The organism is Streptomyces sp. NPDC059256 (genome assembly GCF_042753785.1).
Classification (GTDB): domain Bacteria; phylum Actinomycetota; class Actinomycetes; order Streptomycetales; family Streptomycetaceae; genus Streptomyces.
Genome location: NZ_JBHYZO010000003.1, coordinates 571,543 through 589,612, shown reverse-complemented (window position 1 = coordinate 589,612; position 18,070 = coordinate 571,543). Strand labels below are relative to the sequence as shown.

At 71.3% G+C, this 18,070-nt stretch carries 11 protein-coding genes; 8 read left to right on the top strand and 3 right to left on the bottom strand.

Features of this window, described 5'->3' with window-relative positions; translation table 11 throughout:
- Positions 1 to 2 precede the first annotated feature (2 nt).
- The 6 genes from ACFXJL_RS10470 to ACFXJL_RS10445 all read left to right on the top strand — a co-directional run bounded on the left by ACFXJL_RS10470 (position 3) and on the right by ACFXJL_RS10445 (position 13,556).
- Positions 3 to 4,991, top strand: coding sequence for a hypothetical protein (locus ACFXJL_RS10470; protein ID WP_384691015.1), 4,989 nt, complete (start codon positions 3 to 5; stop codon positions 4,989 to 4,991).
- Complete coding sequence (locus tag ACFXJL_RS10465) at positions 4,988 to 6,157, top strand: AAA family ATPase (RefSeq protein WP_384691013.1); 1,170 nt, start codon at positions 4,988 to 4,990, stop codon at positions 6,155 to 6,157. The genes ACFXJL_RS10470 and ACFXJL_RS10465 overlap by 4 nt, the downstream gene beginning before the upstream one ends.
- Positions 6,144 to 9,869: a DUF5682 family protein gene (locus ACFXJL_RS10460; protein WP_384691010.1), complete on the top strand. Its 3,726-nt coding sequence runs from the start codon at positions 6,144 to 6,146 to the stop codon at positions 9,867 to 9,869. The genes ACFXJL_RS10465 and ACFXJL_RS10460 overlap by 14 nt, the downstream gene beginning before the upstream one ends.
- Entirely contained in the window at positions 9,866 to 11,965 is a 2,100-nt protein-coding gene (locus tag ACFXJL_RS10455) for a hypothetical protein (protein WP_384691007.1), read from the top strand. Before ACFXJL_RS10460 ends, ACFXJL_RS10455 begins: the two co-directional genes overlap by 4 nt.
- Positions 11,966 to 12,129: 164 nt before the next feature.
- Positions 12,130 to 12,744: a vancomycin high temperature exclusion protein gene (locus ACFXJL_RS10450; RefSeq protein ID WP_384691005.1), complete on the top strand. Its 615-nt coding sequence runs from the start codon at positions 12,130 to 12,132 to the stop codon at positions 12,742 to 12,744.
- 230 nt (positions 12,745 to 12,974) lie between these two features.
- Positions 12,975 to 13,556 carry a TIGR03086 family metal-binding protein gene (locus tag ACFXJL_RS10445; RefSeq protein ID WP_358879099.1) on the top strand — a complete coding sequence of 194 codons (582 nt, stop codon included), beginning with the start codon at positions 12,975 to 12,977 and terminating at the stop codon, positions 13,554 to 13,556.
- 392 nt (positions 13,557 to 13,948) lie between these two features.
- Here ACFXJL_RS10445 and ACFXJL_RS10440 read toward each other — a convergent pair whose 3' ends face one another.
- Entirely contained in the window at positions 13,949 to 14,572 is a 624-nt protein-coding gene (locus tag ACFXJL_RS10440) for an NADPH-dependent FMN reductase (protein ID WP_384691002.1), read from the bottom strand.
- 571 nt (positions 14,573 to 15,143) lie between these two features.
- Here ACFXJL_RS10440 and ACFXJL_RS10435 point away from each other — a divergent pair.
- A complete protein-coding gene (locus ACFXJL_RS10435) occupies positions 15,144 to 15,680 on the top strand; it encodes a hypothetical protein (RefSeq protein WP_358879097.1) in 537 nt (178 codons plus the stop codon).
- Between the two features lie 104 nt (positions 15,681 to 15,784).
- On the top strand, positions 15,785 to 16,408 hold the full coding sequence (locus ACFXJL_RS10430; RefSeq protein WP_358879096.1) for a class F sortase: 624 nt from the start codon (positions 15,785 to 15,787) through the stop codon (positions 16,406 to 16,408).
- Positions 16,409 to 16,420: 12 nt separating this feature from the next.
- Here the strand turns inward: ACFXJL_RS10430 and ACFXJL_RS10425 are convergent, their stop codons facing one another.
- Both ACFXJL_RS10425 and ACFXJL_RS10420 read right to left on the bottom strand, forming a co-directional pair.
- The gene (locus ACFXJL_RS10425; RefSeq protein WP_384690997.1) at positions 16,421 to 17,206 is read right to left on the bottom strand and encodes a sulfite exporter TauE/SafE family protein; all 786 of its coding nucleotides are present in this window, start codon (positions 17,204 to 17,206) and stop codon (positions 16,421 to 16,423) included.
- Between the two features lie 71 nt (positions 17,207 to 17,277).
- Complete coding sequence (locus ACFXJL_RS10420; RefSeq protein ID WP_384690994.1) at positions 17,278 to 18,066, bottom strand: putative protein N(5)-glutamine methyltransferase; 789 nt, start codon at positions 18,064 to 18,066, stop codon at positions 17,278 to 17,280.
- Positions 18,067 to 18,070: the final 4 nt, after the last annotated feature.

Genomic DNA, 18,070 nt, shown 5'->3' with positions numbered 1-18,070 from the left:
AAGTGAGCGAAGGGCACGGTGGGGGTTCGGTGAGCGGGCACGAGGCACAGGGCGCGGACGGCTTCGGCGCTGGGGAGGCGCTGTTGGAGGCGGGGGCGGTACTCCCCCTCGATGCGACAGCGGGGGACGGAACGCCTGAGGCAGGCGCCGAGCAGGGCGTGACACTGACCGCCCGGGCGTACGAGCACCCGACGCTCGACGGCCGCACGGTGGTGCGTCTGGTGCCGGAGGCACTCGGCTCCGCCGAGGACCTGGCACTGGAGTATCTGGGGTTCTCCGGTGGCCGCTCGGCCCCGGTGGGTCGGGTGAAGCCGCAGTCGCTGGGCTTCCCCGCCTGGGCCCTGGTGAACGACCCGGCCAACGGGCACCACGCCCTGGCCGTGGTGCAGGAGATGGAGCGGCTGACACGGCTGGTGGGCACCAAGCCCGGCCTGGCCAAAGAGGGCTTCGATGAGATCGGGGAGCGGCTGGACCGCTCGGTTCCGCAGTTCCTGCCCACCTTCTACGAGCAGGTGGGCAGGTTGTTCCTGGCCGCCGAGGCCGAGCAGCAGGCGTCCGTCTTCTTCGGTAAGGCCCGGGCCGCAGAACAGCGTCATGCACTGCCCATCGACGAAGATCGACTGCGGGAGGTGTTCCTTGAGTTCGCCGGGGCGGGAGCACTCAGCGGCAAGGCCCTTCGGGAGTACGTCAGGGGGCTGAGCGAGCGGCTGCCGCACCCGCAGGCGTACGCGGAGTTCCGGCTGATCTCCTCGCAGCGGTGCTCGTCCGGACTCGCCCCCTACGCGGGCATGTTGGAGGACCTGCGGCGGCTCGCGAAGAGCGCCGGCCTGGACGTGGGCGAGGAGGAGCGCTCGCTCCTGCGCGAGATCCTCCACATGGGGGCGATGGACCGCGCCGCGGAGAGTTTCTGGAAGTCCGCCCTGCCTGCGCTCGCCGTCATCGCCGAGCAGGACGCGGTGACACGGGAAAGGCTGCTGACGATCTTCCCGAAGACCGGCGGCGACCAACCCACGGAGTTCGACGGGGCCTGGCTTTCGCTGCTGGACCGGTGCGGGGCGTTCGATCTGCTCCTGACCGGCGCCGTGCCCGTTGCGCCATGGCTGTCCAAGTGGCTGCGGCACCGGGATCGCGGCTGGCGGAACGCGCGGCGGCTGCCCGCCGAACTGGCGCTGGTGGAGCGCCTGGCGGATCAACTGATCGCCGATGGCACTCCGGTGCAGGTGCTGCGCGACGGATGGCGGACATCGGCCGATCTGGATGTGCTCGATCTCTGTCTCGCGCGGGGCATCCCCGTCACCCCACCGGCCGAGGACATGGGCGGCCTTGAGCTGGAGGGCTGGCTCTCCGACTCGACGGAAGGCCGCCGCGATCTGACGGCGCTCGTCGCCGACGCCCGGTTCGCAGGGATACTGCGCAGCGGGTTGGAGCGGCTCGTCGGCACCGGTGACTCGACGGCGCGCCTGCAACTCGTCACCGAACACCAGGCGTTGCGGTCGGTCATCGCGGACTGGCTCACCGAGCGGGCCGACGACCTGTCCAAGCCCCTGGGTCTGCCGGGGCTGGACGAGTTGGTGAAGCGGCTGTCAGGGTTCTCGTCCTGGTCCGCCCTGTCCGCGGCGCCGGATGCAGTGAGCCGGATCACGGCCTTCTCCCCCGCCGCCGCACTGGCCCACACCCTGCGCTCGGGCATCGTCGACGAGTTGGGATGGCCCGCCCTCGACGAGGCACTGACGGCGCTGGGTCCAGTGGAGACGCCGAGCGCACGGCAGCGGGACGCGGAGCGGATCCAACTGGCCGACGCCTGGCCGACGCTGGTGGTCCGGCGCGGCGCACAGGCCGCGGCGGTGGGGCCGGAGAAGGTGCTGGACCTTCACACCCTCTCCCTGCCCACGCGTCGGAACGGCCAGCCGCTGGGCCCGCCGCTCGTCCGCTACGTGGGAGGTCAGTGGCTCACCGTCACCGGCCACCATGCCGAACGCAGAGCCCGCTGGTCCGGGGGTGGTCCGGAGACCTTCGAACCGGACGGAATGCTGCCGGAGAGCCACCCCTCCCACCAACATCCATCGCTTGAGCTCTCGGACGGAAGCCGAACCTTCGGCGCCCGTCCGGTGCACGCCGGCGACACCTCGTTCGCGGACCTGTGGCGCCCGGTCGCATCGGACGGCACCTCGCTGTGGGTACTGCACGAGGGGCAGTGGTGGGACTACGACCCGGCGTCGGCCCGTCGGGGCCGCATCACCGTGCCAGCCTTCTTCGACTCGGCTCTGAGCGACGGCAGCGGTTGTGTGCTCGTGGAGCGCTCCTGCCGGCTGCTGCCGGTGCGGCCGGGGCTGGAGTCGTCGCCCTTCGGCAGCGCCGGGGGCGTGGTCGGCTGGTGGGTGCGGTTCGATCCCGCGGCTCGTACGCTCACCGCCTGCTCGGTGGACGGCACCCGCAGCAAGCCCGTTCCGGTGCGCCCGTCGGCCGACGTCGAGCGTCTGAGCAACGACATACCGATGCCGCCGCTGCGACTGCCCGGAGGCGCCGCACTGTATCCGCGCGAATCCCGCGGCTACCACACCAAGATCGAATTCTTTGACGCCGCCGGGTTGTGCCTGGCCTTCGTGATGGAGGGCGCCAACGAGCAGGAGTACGCGGGCGGTACGAGGCTCATCGCACCCGTCGGCTACTGGCACGCGCTGCGCCCCCGTGACGAGCGCGGCTCGCTCGCGCTGCGCAACCTCACCGAGAAGCGTGCGGGGGAACTGCTCGCGGCGGTGGCCGCCGGCCACAAGGCGGAAGAGGCCGTCGCCAAGCTGCTGCCGGAGATCACCCATCCGGGGCTGCTGGCCGGTGTGGCGAGCCTGTTGGGCGTGGCTGCACGCCAGGCCGCGCAGATCACCGCTCTCGCGGAGCGCGTCGCCCAGGGCGAACCGCTCACCCGTCCGACGGCGAAGTACGCCCAGGACGGCCCGCTCCAGGAGGCGCTCGGCGGGCTGCTGAGCACCCGTCGCTACTACGGCAGGTGGCGTTCCTGGGGGGAGCACGAGAGCACCGCGTTGGGGCAGGTGGTGGCCGTCGGGCAACTGCTCGCACCGGAAGCCGACGGGGCCCGGATTCCGGTCAAGGAGACCGAGGTGGGCTGGCTCGACCTGCCCGGTCAGGGGCTGGGAGCCATGGCCGTGCGGGCGGCTTCGCCCGCGACGCCGCCGGCGCACCGGGAGGCGCTCCTGGAGTTCCTCGAAGCCGCCCTCGCGGTCCGGGCGGACGGGGACGCCGTCCTGGTCGACCCGAAGGGACGGATACGGGTCGCCAAGCTCCGCTCCTGGTGGAACGGAGCGGCCCAGCAGGACACCGATGACTTCATCGGGACGGTGCTCCGCTCGGGTGCGCGCCGATTGCTGGTGCTCTCCAACACGGCGGTCAACGATCAGTACGCGGAGTGGATCTGCGTCGAGTACGACCCCGCCGGGGCGTTCGGCCCGTGGGACGGCTACACCGAGCTCGAATCGGACGTACTGGGCTCGCCCTGCGATCCGGTCCGGGCCGACGTGGTACGGCAGCTGATCGACACCGTGCGGGAGCTCGGCCCCCTGCCCTACCACCCGGACCGGGCGAGGGACTTCGCCGATCAGGTCGGGGTGAGTCCCGTTACGGGCGCCCTGCTCCAGTTGGGACTCCCGGGTCTGGGCAACTACGGTCGCGAGGGACTCCTGCCCGCGGAGTACCTGGCACCGCTGGGGCTCAAGAGCGCGGACGCCAAGGTGGGTCGCGCGGTGCTGGAACACCTCTCGCCGAGGGACCGCACACGGTTCACCGCATTGCAGTTGCCGGTGGACCCCCTGCGCGTGACCGCGCTGTGGACGGACGGCTTCGAGACGGGTCAGCTCGTCGATGCCTGGCTGGCCGCCTGGGGCAAGCGACGGGTGGCACCCTCCTGGCTGGTCGCCCGTGCCGTCAAGGAGATCGGACCGGGCCGCGCGCTCGATTGCGCGCTCAATCCGGAGGCGCAGCCCGAGCTGACCGGCAGCACCGAGCAGCAGTGGAAGGAGGGCTCGCTGACGGCGCTCGCCCCCGAGAAGCTGCTCACCGGCCAGACACTGCTGTCGTACGTACGAACGCTGCGCTGGCTCGCCTACCGGCTCCCCTTCGGTGACCCACTGCGGGAGGTCCTGCCGGTCACGCTGCGCCTGCTGCGAACGCGGCTGGCGGATCCGGGCCTCCTGCTCGACCTGGGAGTCAACTGGGACGCCAAGGGCAACGCGACCTCGATGCAGTTGCGCGAGGCGTACAACCACCCTCCGCGCAGCCGAACCGGCAGTGAGCACCTGTTCGAGGTGTCGGAGGCCCTGGTGCTCGCACCGTTGCACTACTACCCCGACTGGGACGGGGTGTGGGTGAGGTCGGCTCCGCTGGTGACCGGCGAGGCCGCGGGCCCCGACCATCCCGACCTCCAACTCCTGACGGCCGCGGCCGGCGAGAATAGCTTGCTGCAGGCCCTGCGGACACTGCTCAGTGCCGACTTCATGGCACTGCTGACCGATGACGGACCGACGGGCCCGGCGCAGGACCCACTGCGCAGCGCACCGGAGTTGGTGCCGGCGGTCGCCGAGCGGTTCTCGCTCAGCGAGGACGGGGCCGTGCTGTATCTGATGCTGCTGGCGCTCCCCGATCCGACGGACAGGAGCCAGGCGGAGTGGACGGGGTGGAAGCCGGCCCGTCTGAAGAAGGCGCGGGAGGAACTGGCCGCGACCGACCTGGTCGTGGACGGCAAGCGGGCGAGGGCCGGACGGTCGCTCTTCCTGCCCGGTGCCTGGCTGGAGGAGAAGGCGCCGAGGCTTCCCGTGGAGGGTTGGAAGGAGGCGCTGCTCTCCCGTGCGACGAGCGGCTTCCTCGCCCCGGACCACACGGTGGGAGAGCTGTTCCGGGCGGCGTGGCGACGGGTCCTGGACGGCGATGTGCCAGGTTTCGAGGAGTTCACGGGGCGCAAGGCCAGGAGGGGTGGACGATGAGTGCGATCGAAGGCGACACGACAGAGGGAGCGGGGACGGCAGGCGCTCCACGGCAGGTGGAGCTGCCGGAGGACCGCTACCGACAGGAACTGGATTTCCTCGCCGGATACGACCAGGGGGCCAGACCTCCCGGCTGGCGGATGACCCCCCGGTCGGTGGTGCTGTTCATCTGCGGCTCGGGCGACGAGCCACTGCGGGCCGCGGACGGTTCACAGTTGGTCGTCTCACGGAAGTTCGTGGGTGACCGCGCCCTGGTCGAGCGGTGCGTGGTGACCCTGGCGGGAGAGCGGGGGCTCCTGCTCGTCGGCGAGCCCGGCACCGCGAAGTCGATGCTGTCCGAGTTGCTCGCCGCTGCGGTGTGCGGTGCCAGCACCCTGACCGTTCAGGGCACCGCGGGCACCACCGAGGACCAGCTGCGATACGGGTGGAACTACGCCCTGTTGTTGGCGAAGGGACCCAGCAGGGAAGCGCTGGTCCCCTCCCCCGTGCTGACGGCCATGACCACCGGGGCGGTGGCCCGCATCGAGGAGGTCACGCGCTGTCTGCCCGAGGTGCAGGACGCCCTGGTCTCGCTGCTCTCCGAGCGGCGCATGTCCGTGCCCGAGCTGTCGGGGGAGGGTGGCGAGGGGACCGTGCACGCGGTGCCCGGGTTCACCCTGATCGCCACCGCCAACCTCCGTGACCGCGGCGTCTCGGAGATGTCGGCGGCGTTGAAGCGCCGCTTCAACTTCGAGGAGGTCGGCCCGATCGCCGATCTCGACGCGGAGACGGCTCTCGTCCGCAGCCAGGCGACCGCGGCCCTGGCCCGCTCCGGGGCGGCCTTCGGCGTCGACGACACGGTGTTGGAGGCGCTGGTGACCGCCTTCAGGGACCTGCGCTCCGGTCGGAGCGCCGAGGGGTGGGAGGTGGAGCGCCCGTCGACGGTGATGTCCACGGCGGAAGCAGTGCACGTGGCGGCCTCCATGGGGCTGGGTGCCGCCTATCTGAGCAATGGCCGCGATGTGGTGCGCACCCTCCCGGGGCATCTGCTGGGGACCGTGCGCAAGGACGATCCCGCCGACCACGCCCGTCTGCTGGGCTACTGGGACGGTCCGGTGCGCCGACGGGCCGAGGCAGGCTCACCACTGTGGCGGACGCTGTGGGAGCTCCGCGATGACCTGGGGTGACCCCTGTGTGACGGCCTCACCCCGGGCGGACGGTGAGGCGGTTGGGGAGGAGGGGCGGATCGCTGCGCCCGAGGGGGCGTTGGCGGCTCTCGCCGGGTGTCGCGACCCCTACCTCATCGGTGTGCGACACCACTCCCCCGCACTGGCCGCGGCCGTGCCGGCATTGCTGGCCGCGGCTGATCCGGAGGTGTTGTTGATCGAGTTGCCGGTGGAGTTCGCGCCCTGGATCGATCATCTCGCCGACCCCGCGACCGTGCCTCCCGTCGCGCTCGCCGGAAGTGGCGACGGGCTGGTCTTCCTGCCGTTCGCCGAATTCTCGCCCGAGTTGGCGGCCATCCGTTGGGCGCGGCAGGCCGATGTCCCGGTGGTCCCGTTCGATCTGCCGCTCGGGGCTCGCGAAGGCCGGGACGGCAGCGGACGAGAACTGCCCGAGGTGAACGGGCGAAGCGCGCCGGAGGGCTCTTCGGCGGGTGCGCTCAGCGCCGCCCTGCACGCCCGGGCCTCCGGTCGCCCCGGCGACGACCTGTGGGACCGGCTGGTGGAGTCGGCCGCTCCCGGCAGCACCCCGGAGGCACTGCGGCGGGCGGCCCTGCTCGTGGGCTGGGCCCTGCGCTCGGACGCGGGTCCGGTCGACCGGCACGATCTGCGGCGCGAGGCCCATATGCGAAGCCGACTGGCCGAGTTCCGGGGCCGTAGGACGGCGGCGGTGGTGGGGTCCTTCCACTCACCCGCACTGGTGGGCTGGGAGTTGTCTCCGCCGTCGACCGATGACGGGCCCACGAAGGCCATGGAGGTGAGCACCTCACTGGTGCCCTACTCCTATCCGCTGCTCGACGAGCGATCCGGCTACCCGGCCGGAATCCGCGACCCCGAGTGGCAGCACGGCGTCTTCGCCGCGGCAGGAGATCCACGGCTTCTCGATGATCTCCTCACCGCCACGGCGGTGCGGATCTGCGCGGAGATCAGGGGCGCCGGGCACCCGAGCGGACCTGCCGATGCCCGGGAGGTGGTGCGGGTGGCCCGGGACCTGGCAGCGCTGCGGGGGCTGCCGGCCGCCGGGCGCGGCGAGTTGGCGGAGGCGGCGCAGACCGTGCTCACCCAGGGAAGGTTGTTGGGGCGCGGTCGCGTGGTGGCCGCCGCCATGGAGAAGGTGCTCGTCGGAAGGCGTCGGGGGCGGTTGGCTCCGGGCACCCCGCGCTCGGGTCTGGGACCCGCGGTGGAACGCCTGCTGGGCGAGTTGAAACTGCCCCGCCCCGAGGAACCGGATCGTCGGGAGTTGCGCCTTGACGTCCTCCGTGGGGAGTTGGACCGTCGGCGGGAGGTCGCCCTGCGTCGACTCGCGGTCTGTCGTATCCCCTACGGCGAGGAGTCCGCGGTCGCCGGAGTCGGCGACGCCGCAGCGCTGACCAGCCGCTGGGTGGTGGACTGGTCGCCTGCGACGGCCGCCATGCTCGATGTGGCAGGAATGCACGGCGTGACCCTGGAACAGGCCGCGGCGGGCGTGTTGCGGCAGCGGCGGGCTGAGGAGCGGCGACAGGGCGGCCCCTCGGCGGCCGAGGCACTGGACGGTCTGGCGGAGGCCACGCGCTGTGTGCTGCCCGCTCTGGCCGTGGAACGGTTGGCGGCGGCGGCCGAGCAACTACCGGCGACCGGCACCTTGCCCGAACTGCTGGCCGGGATGACCCTGCTGGACCGCATCCGCTCGGGCCATGTGCCGGGGCTGGACGTCGGTTGGGAACAGCAGGCCGTGACCGCCGCCCATGAGGAGCTGGCGGCGGCCGGGGTCCGGGCGTTGGACGGGCTCGCGGGCTCGACGGATCCCGACGATGCGCGGGCTTTGGTCGCCCTGGCCGGACAGGCGTCCTCCGTGGGGGGCGGGCTGCGGCTGGCGGACGCCCTCGTCCGGCTGGAGGCCGGGGGCACTCCCTTGATGCGCGGCGCCGCGGGTGCGGCCCGGGTATTGCTGGGGCAGTGGGATCCGCACGCGTTCGGGACGGGGCTCGCCTCCCGTGCGGATGGCGCCAGCACCCCGGAACTCCGCGGGCAGTTGGCGGAGTGTCTGCGCGGGGCCCTTCTTGCCGCCGGCCCTCTGTTGGAGACCGGCAGAGCGCTGGATCCACTGCTGGAGCGGGTGGAGCAGTTTGCCGACCGAGCCTTCCTGGACCGTCTGCCGGCGCTCAGAGCAGGGTTCGACGTCCTTTCCCCGGCGGCCCGCTCCCGGCTGCTCTCGGTCGTCGAAGACCGGACGGGCGCGCAGGTCGGCACCCTGCGGGGGGTGGATCCCGCGATGTCCGCTCGACTCGCACTCGCCGACCTGGCCGGCAGGGAGGCGCTGACAGCCTCGGGCCTGCTGGTTGCCGGTGTGCCACCGAAGCGGCGCACCTCGCCCGGCGCCGGGAGTGCGCCGGGCGAGGTACGGGAGGTGCCGCCTGCGCACAGCGGTGCATCAGGAGCGCCGAAGGGCTTCCCCTCGTCGACCGGAACCCCGGTGGCCATGCGCGGCGCCGGCGATGACGGTCACCGGGAGAACGGCCGTGGCATCGGTACGACAGCGGCCGGTAGGGAGACACGGCAGCCCGTCCCGGCCGTGGAGGGAGGAGCCCTCGGCGCGAGCGAGCGATGGCGCCTGCTGTTGGGCCGTGGCGCGGAGTTGACCGGCCAGGCCCAGCGGTACGCGACCGCGCTCGACGAGTTGTACGGGCGCGGACGCGGCGAGGGGTCCCGCAGCGGGGAGGGCTGCGGCGGTGGCGGTACGGATGCCTCGTATCCGAATGTGCGCACCTGGTCGGACGAGTTGGCCGTCCTGTTCGGACCGGGGGTGCGTGAGGAAGTGCTGGCCGCGGCAGCGGATGCGGGCCGTCTCGATGCAGCGCTCGCCATGGACCCGGCAGCGGCACGGCCGTCGGTCGAGTTGCTGCGTACGGTGCTGTCCTACGCGGGCGGGCTTCCCGAGCAGCAGTTGGCCCGGCTGCGTCCGCTGGTGGCCCGTTTGGTGGCCGAGTTGACTGCGGCGCTCGCCAACCGGCTGCGCCCCGCGCTCACCGGGCTGACTCACCCTCGCCCCACCAGCCGACCGGGCGGCCCGTTGGATCTGCCCCGCACCCTGCGGGCGAATCTGACCACGGCCCGGCGGGACACGGACACCGGTGTGGTGACGGTCGTCCCCGAGCGCCCCGTCTTCCGTACGCGCGCCCGTCGCTCCACCGACTGGCGTCTGGTGCTGGTGGTGGACGTGTCAGGGTCGATGGAGGCATCCACGATCTGGTCGGCGCTGACCGCCTCGGTGCTGGCAGGCGTCCCGGCACTCAGTACGCACTTCGTCGCCTTCTCCACCGAAGTGCTGGACCTGACCGACCAGGTGGACGATCCACTGAGCCTGTTGTTGGAGGTCAGCGTCGGCGGCGGCACCAACATCGCCCGCGGACTGCGTCACGCACGCGGGTTGGTGACCGTGCCGTCCCGGACGCTGGTCGTTCTGGTCAGTGACTTCGAAGAGGGCGGCCCGATCGGTCCGCTGCTCTCCGAGGTTCGGTCGCTGGTCGACGCGGGGTGCCACGTCCTCGGCTGTGCCTCGCTCGACGACGAGGGCAGACCTCGGTACTCGACCGGCACCGCGGGTCGATTGGTGGCGGCAGGAATGCCCGTCGCCGCCCTGAGCCCTCTGGAGCTGGCCCGCTGGGTCGGCGAACGTGTGGGAGGTACACACCGATGACGACCGCATCCCCACCCTTGCCACCCGTCTCTGCGGCGGTGGCCGCACAGGCGCTGGACCTGCTGCCCCCTCGACTGCGCGGACGCGTGGACCGGGCCATGGGAAAGGTGGCCGGCTGGCCGGTGGAGACGACGTCCGACGGGGTCCGCGTCATCGTGGACGAGGACACTTCGGTGACGTTGCGGACCACGGGTGGAGTCGTGGCGCACGCGGACGACGCCGTGTGCACCTGTCTACTGGCCCCGGCCTGTCTCCATCGCGCCACGCTCCTCTCCAGCGCCCCGCTGGCACTGGAACCGACGCCGGGAGCCGACGGGGAAGGACCGGCCGGTGAACTGGCCGACGGCACGACGGGGACCGGGCCCGACGCGCAGCCGACAGCCGATGCCGCGGCTCATGGGGCGCCTTCACCGGAGCGCCTTACCGCCGTCGCGGAGGGGGCACCGCGGCCCGAGACGCCTACGGAACCCGAGGAGAGGGACGGTTCCTCGCTCGACGCAGCAGCGAACGGCACGGTCCCGTGCGAGTTGACCCCCGCGCAGACGCGGGCCATGGCCGCATTGCGGAACGCGGCGACCGCCGTCCTGGTCAGCGGGGTCAGTGGCGCCGGCGCGGTCCATCGTGCCGGTTTGCTGCACGCGGCGCACTCGGGACGCTTGGCCGGGCTGCATCTGCCGGCCGCCGCTGCGGTGCGGATCGCACGGCGGCTCGACGAGGCCCGCTCGGAGGACCCGTCGTTCCGACTGCCTGAGCTGTCCGCCGAGTTGGCCGGGCTGCTCGGGCTGCTGCGTCGTCCCGCCGAGGCGATCACCCCGGCCCGTCGCTCCTACCAGCCGTCCGGTCCGCTCAGGCTCTACGGACTGTTCACCGAGCCGATCGTCACGGCGTCCGGGTACGCCGGGGCGGTCACCTACGGGCTGGCACCGGACGGCACCCTGCTGACCATCTCCGATGTGGCGCCGGGAGATGCCCAGCGTGCAGCGCAGGCAGCTCAGACCCCGGTGCCAGGGGGGTGCGCGCTCCCGTTGCGGGAGTGGGGCGACGGCGGCTCGGTGATCCTCACCGGGCCCACCGTTTCGGCGGACGGAAGGGTCGGTGGCGGGTCCCGCGTCCGATCGGTGCGTGCTTCGGGCGCCCGCTGGCATCAACAGCCGCTGGACGCGCTCTGGCAGCGTCCTCCTGCTCACCAGTTGGCCGCCGCGCTCGACTGGCTGGAGCAGCCGGCCGACGCCCGCCCGGCAGGGGGCGATCTGCTCTTCGTGGCCGGCACCATCGAGGGCAGGGGGTTGCGGATCACCGACGGGCCCCAGGTGGGTCTGCTGGCCCCCGACGAGCGGTCCGCACTGGCCTACGCGGACAACCTCCGTCTGCTGAGGTCCCGACCGGGGCTGGCCCTGCGGATGATCGTGCGCGTGGTAGCCGATCGACCGGGGGCCGTCCAGGCCCTGGCGGCGGCTTGGACAGGGCACGACGGTGAGCAGTTCCGCGCCGATCTGGGGCTGCGTCGGCTCAATCGCTCGCACATCCCGGCCGGGTCACCACCTGCTGTGCCCGCAGGTCCGGGCACCACCGACGCCGGCGCCGGCGCCGCGTCCGGACCGTCGGTCGACACCACCGGTGCGCCGGCCGACCACGCGGATGGGGAAGGGGTCATCGCAGCATCTCCCGCGCCGACTCCCGACTCCGTTGCGCCCGAGCGATTGGGGGTGGGCGGCGGCCAGGTGCGGCCGTCCTCTCTTCCAGCGGGCTCGCCCGAGTTGCCGATCGAGTTGGACCTGTTGCGTCGTGCGGTGGATCGTGCCGTCGCGGGCGGTCGGTCTATCACCGCGGCCAGCGCCGATGGTGAACTCCCGCGCCGACTGGAATCGGTGGGACTCGCCACGGGTGCCGAGTGTGTGCGGGCGCTGCTGGACACGGCCGCGGATCGACAACACGATGCTCTCGGGCGGCTGCTGCCCGCCGATCCCGATGGGTTCGCCGCGGCTTGGCTCGCCACGGCGGTCTATGCGTCGGCGGCCGTACGGTCGCTGCTACCCGCGGCCTGGGCGCCCACCGGTGACACGATGGCAGCCCCTCCCTCCCTGGGGGGACGGTGAACCAATGACCGTCAGGAGTCGTCTGACCAGGTATGAAGCAACGACGACTCCGGTGGAACCCGTCTGGCCTCAGCGATCGGGCCAAGCCGTCAGCCCTGCGCAAGCTGTCACGGCCGGGGCTCTTGAGGTCTCGTCGGGCACAACGTCGGTTGGTACAGGCGGCCATGATCGCGTCCGTCGTCGGGCTTGCCCCGGCCACCTGGATGCACCTGGTCGCCGACAGTCGGGTCACCACCGTCGCCGAAGTACCCCGCCAGGATGTGGCGGTGGTGTTCGGGGCAGGGCTGTGGAAGGGCAAGCCAACGAAGTACCTGGCACACCGGCTGGATGCGGCGGCGGAGCTCTATCGCGGGGGCAAGGTCAGGGTGGTGTTGGTGACGGGGGACAACGGCCGGGTCGAGTACGACGAGCCCGACGCCATGCGGACCTACCTCACCGAGCGCGGGGTGCCTGATGCCCGCATCGTCAGCGACTACGCGGGCTTCGACACCTGGGACTCGTGCGTCAGGGCGAAGAAGATCTTCGGTGTCGATCGAGCCGTACTGGTGACACAGGACTTCCACATCCATCGGGCGGTGACGCTCTGTCGCTCGGCGGGGGTCGAGTCGTACGGGATCGGTGTGACCGAACCGCAGGACTCCACCTGGTACTACGGCGGGGTGCGGGAGGTGCTCGCAGCCGGCAAGGCGGCGCTGGACGCGGCGTTCGAGCCGGACCCCCGCTATCTGGGCGCCAAGGAGAAAGGCATCCAGGAAGCGCTGGTCGCGAGCGGCGAATGACCACGGTCGCCGTCCTTAGGTCCCCGACCCTCCGGTGACCACCCGCTGCGCACCCCCTGTCCCTGCGCAGGCCGCCGCCCCACGCCTCCAGCACCCATCGGGGCCTTCTGGCGGCCTTCGCCCGGCTCCGTTGCCCACGGTCGACCGAGCTGTTCGGCAGCCGTGTCACAGCTGTCGGGACACGCGCCGGCACGCTCGCATCCCCCTTCGTGGACCGCAACAGTGAGCGCATGGACATCGATGTGACAACGCTCCTCACGCGCCACTCCGAGGCCCTCGCGCTCTTCTCCGAACGGGTGCACGCGGTGAAGGCCGACCAGTGGGGTGAGCCGACGCCCTGCTCCGAGTGGTCAGTCCGTGATCTCGTCAACCATCTGACCTCGGAACAACTCTGGGTGCCGGAACTGGTGACCGAGGGAGCCACCATCGCGGAGGTGGGCGATGCGTACGACGGCGATGTGCTCGGCACCCGCCCGCGCGCCGTCTGGGACGCCGCAGCCCGCGCTTCGCGGAAGGCGTTCTCCGAACCGGGTGCGCTGGAACGCACGGTCGGACTGTCGTACGGGGAGACTCCTGCCGTCGCCTACTGCGCGCAGATGATCACCGATGCGGTGGTGCACAGTTGGGATCTGTCCCGGGCGATCGGCGCACCGGAGCGACTGCCCGCAGCGCTGGTGCACTTCGCACTGGACGAGGTCACGCCGTATGCGTCGGCGCTCTCCCAGACGGGGCTGTTCGCCCCGCCCATCGAGCCGCCGCCGGGCGACGGCGCCCAGACCCGATTGCTCGCACTCCTCGGCCGTCGCGCCTGAGGGACCGACAGGTCCATTGGCCATGCCCCCAGACATCCGCCAGGCGTCGCAGCTTCTGACCGCCCCCGCCCTGTCGGATCAGATCGGGGCAGGGTCGGGTCGAATCGGGGCAGGGGCAGGGTCGGACCTCCGTAGCCCTCCTGCCGGGGAGCAAGGAAGGGCACGCAGGTCAGACCATAAGGAGCCGCGTCGAGTGCGACAGTCAGGGGGCGTCCCCGGAGTGGCCCTTACGGCCACCTCCTGGGGCGCCCCCCGACTCGCCGACTCGCCGACTCGCCGACCGCCCGATGCCTCGGGATGCCCCGGACGTTTCCAGCGATCGACTCCACTCAACTCGGGCACGGGAACGGGCACAGACACGGCCCTTCCCCTGTGCACTACCAACGGTGTGACTACCCGGCGTACGGGTGCTCCGCCTTGGCGTCCCGCAAGGTCTCGGCCCACCAGGCCAGTTGATCCAACAGGGCCTTCGCAGCGGCCTCGCACCCCGAGGGGTCCTTGTGCCGTCCGTCGTCGGTGAAGTGGGCGCTCGCCTGATGGAAGGAGACGGTGTCGCGAATCGTGACGGCGTGCATTTCGGCGAAGACCAGACGCAGTTGTTCCACCGCGCGCAGTCCGCCGGACATACCTCCGTAGGACACGAACCCCACGGGCTTGGCCCGCCATTCGCTGTAGTGCCAGTCGATGAGGCTCTTCACGGAGGCGGGGAAGGAGTGGTTGTACTCGGGAGTGATGACGATGAAGGAGTCAGCCTCGGCCAGTCTCGGTGTGATCGCCGCGAGTGCCTCGCCCACCTGTGGGGCGGGGTTGGCGCCGAGGTACGTGCCGATGTCGGTCGCGCCCAGATCGACCAGTTCGACGGAGAAGTCCCGACGCCCCGCCGTCTGTTCCAGGAACCAGTCGGAGATGACCGGGCCGAACCGTCCCTCCCGGTTGCTGGCGAGGATGACGACGAGTTTGAGGGGCGTCTTGACGGCGGTGGACGTCCGGGAGGCTTCACGGGTGATGAGATCCATGAGTGAGAGGGTGATACCTCAAGTTCGGTTGAGGTCAAGCTCACCTTCACCCGAACACGGTGATGACGACCACACACCCCATCACCCGGACCGACGCACCTCCCGAGTAGGACCAGGTCAAAGGCCCTCCCCAGAGCCGCCACCTCAGGGTCTGCACGGCGGGGTAGAAGGCAGGGGCGCCGTTGACATCACCCTGCGATGGCGAGCACCCCGAGCCCTTCCGAGCCTCACCCAGCACCCCGAGCGCCCCGACCCCCGAGTCCGCAGCCAGCTCGAAGACGCAAACGCCCCCGGCGCCCCAGCAGGCACCCGCCCCATCCGAAGACCGAGCCAGCGCCTCACTCCGCCCGCTGAATCTCTGCGCACTCCCTGACCGTCCCGTATCACCCATTCGGCGCGACCCCGCGCGATGACCACGATGACTGCTTTGACCTGCACTTTCCTCTCGCCATTGAGGGAACACACCCGCCCGGTGGAGCCGATCTGATGGTCCATCAGCAGGCGTGGGACGCCAGGGCCGACTTTCCTCGGAGGAGACGACCCCACCCATGCGTTTCCTCGGAGGACGACCATGCGCACGACCGCCCGTCTGCTGACCAGTGCCGCACTGGCAGCCGCCGTCATATGCGTCGGTGGCCCCGTCGCGTACGCCGGGGACCACGAGTCCCTGGAGGTCTTCCCGGCCACCGCCGAACCGGGCGCCACCGTCACCGTGAACACCACCGCCTGCGGTCGCAACGGCCATGGGGTGGGCGATGCCCGTTCGCTCGGCGCGGGTGAGTTCCATCTTTCGCCCGGAACGCACAAGGACACCGTGGAGGGCCAGTTCCGCATCCCGGAGCGGACCGAGGCCGGCACGTACGGCATCAGCGTGCGCTGCAAGAACGGCAAGCGGGCCAGCGGTGATGTCACCGTGCAGCACCGCAGGGACGAGCAATCCAGCGGGCAGCACCAGGAGCAGCCGACCGGCCATGTCAGGACCGGTGTGGGAGGCAGCGTGGGCCCCGACACCGTACAGATCGCGGCGGGAGCGGCCGTACTCACCGCTGCCGCCGTCAGCGGGGCACTGTTCCTGCGACGCCGGGCGAGCGGCGTCCAGGGCGGTTGACGGCTGCGGCCAAGGCCGCGACCACACCCCGCTTCCCGTTCCCGGCAGGTCCTGAGCCTGCCGGGAACGGGGCGTACCCACGACCGGGCTCCACGGGAGGATCGATGAGCACCAAGGCGAAGGGCTGGGTGCTGGCCGCCGCCGTCTGCACCGGTGTCTATCTGGTGCAGAACGGCTCCCGGGATCTGACTCCGCCGGTGCCTTCCGCGGCTCAGGCGTTCGCCGCTGGTCCGCGGGCGCACACCGACGCAGCCGCCGACCCCTTGCCGCCGTCACCGCCGCTGCGCCTGCGCATCCCCGACATCGACGTCGACACCCCCCTGATGCGGCTGGGCCTCGACCGCGCGGGCGGTCTTGAGGTGCCGCCTGCGGCAGACCGCAACCTCGCCGGCTGGTACGGCGGGGGCACGACGCCAGGCGCGAAGGGCACCGCGGTCGTCGCCGGCCATGTGGACAACGCACAGGGACCGGCCGTCTTCTACGCTCTCGGCGCCCTCAAGAAGGGCCACCGCATCGAGGTCTCACGCCGGGACGGCCGTACCGCCGTGTTCACCATCGATGCGATCGAGGTCTACGAGGCCGACGCCTTCCCCGACCGAAAGGTGTACGGATCCACGAAGCGCGCCGAACTCAGGGTGATCACCTGTGGCGGCGGTTTCAGCGAGAAGACCGGTTACCGGGGCAACGTGGTCGCCTTCGCCCATCTCATCGGCGTCCGTCCGGCCTGAGCACGGAGGACCTCAGGCGGACCACTGGTCGAAGGCGAGCTTGGCGACCAGTGTCAGGACGACCGCGAGGAGCACCCCGCGCACGAACTCGCTGCCCTTGCGCAGCGCCATCCGTGCCCCGAACATCCCGCCCATCAAGTTGAAGACCGCGAGCAGCGCCGCCAACTGCCACAGCACCGTGCCCTGGTAGGCGAACATGGCCAGTGCCCCGCCGTTGGTGCACACATTGACGATCTTGGCGGTCGCCGATGCCGTCAGCAGGTCGAGATGGAGCACGGCCGTCAGCGCCAGTACCAGGAAGGTGCCCGTACCGGGCCCGAAGAGTCCGTCGTAGAAGCCGATGCCACCGCCGACGAGGACGATCGCGGTGATGGTGCGCGCCCTGGTCACGGGCCGCCCCACCCCGTCCGCCGCCGTCCCGAACGAAGGTCGCAGCAGGACGAACGCGGCGACGGCCAGCAGCACCACCATAATCACGGGCCGCAGCACATCGCTGCTGATGCCGGCGGCGAAGAACGCGCCGCCCATCGATCCCGCGAGCGCGGCCAGACCGATCCGTACCGCCGTCCGCACCGGCACCCGTGCCTTGCGCGCATAGGTGATCGCGGCACCGGTCGTGCCCACGATCGACACGGCCTTGTTGGTGCCGAGCACATGGGCGGCCGAGGTCTGCGGCAGACCGAGCAGAAGGGCAGGCAACAGCAGCAACCCGCCACCGCCCACCACCGCATCGATCCATCCGGCCGCCGCGGCGGCGAGGCAGAGCAGTACGAGCGTGGTCAGCGATATGTCGGGCACGGTCGCGACCCTACGGAGCAGGCCGCTGCATCGTCCATCCATCTCGCCATCCGGCCCTCCCGCCGCGGCGATCACCCCTGTTGCGTACCGATGACGACCGTCGCCCAGCGGTCGTCATCCACGGCCACCCGGGGTTCAAGACCGCCTCGGTTGACGATCTCCAGAGCCGTCGGCAGCTGTTCCTCGCTGGTCTCGAAGAGCATGGAGCCGCCTGGCGCGAGCCAGCTCGCCGCCTCGGCCGTGACCCGACGCAGTACATCGAGCCCGTCCGTACCCCCGTCGAGGGCGATGCGTGCCTCGTGCACCCGGGCTTCGGCGGGGAGCAGTTCGATCTCACCGGTCGGCACATAGGGCACATTGGCCAGGAGGACCCCGACCCGCCCGCCGAGCCGCGCGGGCAAGGGCGCGTACAGGTCCCCTTCGTACACTCGCCCGCCGGCCGACCGGACATTGCCCCGGGCGCAGCGCACGGCCCGCGGGTCGATGTCGCAGGCATGGAGTTCGATGGGTCGTACGGAGTGGGCGAGCGCGGCGCCCAAGGCCCCGGAACCGCAGCACAGGTCGACGACGACGGCGTGCGGCCGGGTGAGCGAAATGGCCTGCTCAACGAGGAATTCAGTACGGCGTCGGGGGACGAACACCCCGGGGTCCACCCGTATCCGCAGGCCGGCGAAGGCCGCCCAGCCGACGATGTGCTCAAGCGGGTGGCCCAGGGCACGGCGGTCCACCATCGTGGCGAGGGCTTCGGGCCCGGAGGCCGCGGAGAGGAGGAGGTCCGCCTCGTCCTCGGCGAAGACACAGCCGGCAGTCCGCAGGGTGCGGACTATGTCGTCGAGGGGCGGGAACGACGGAAGGGACATGAAA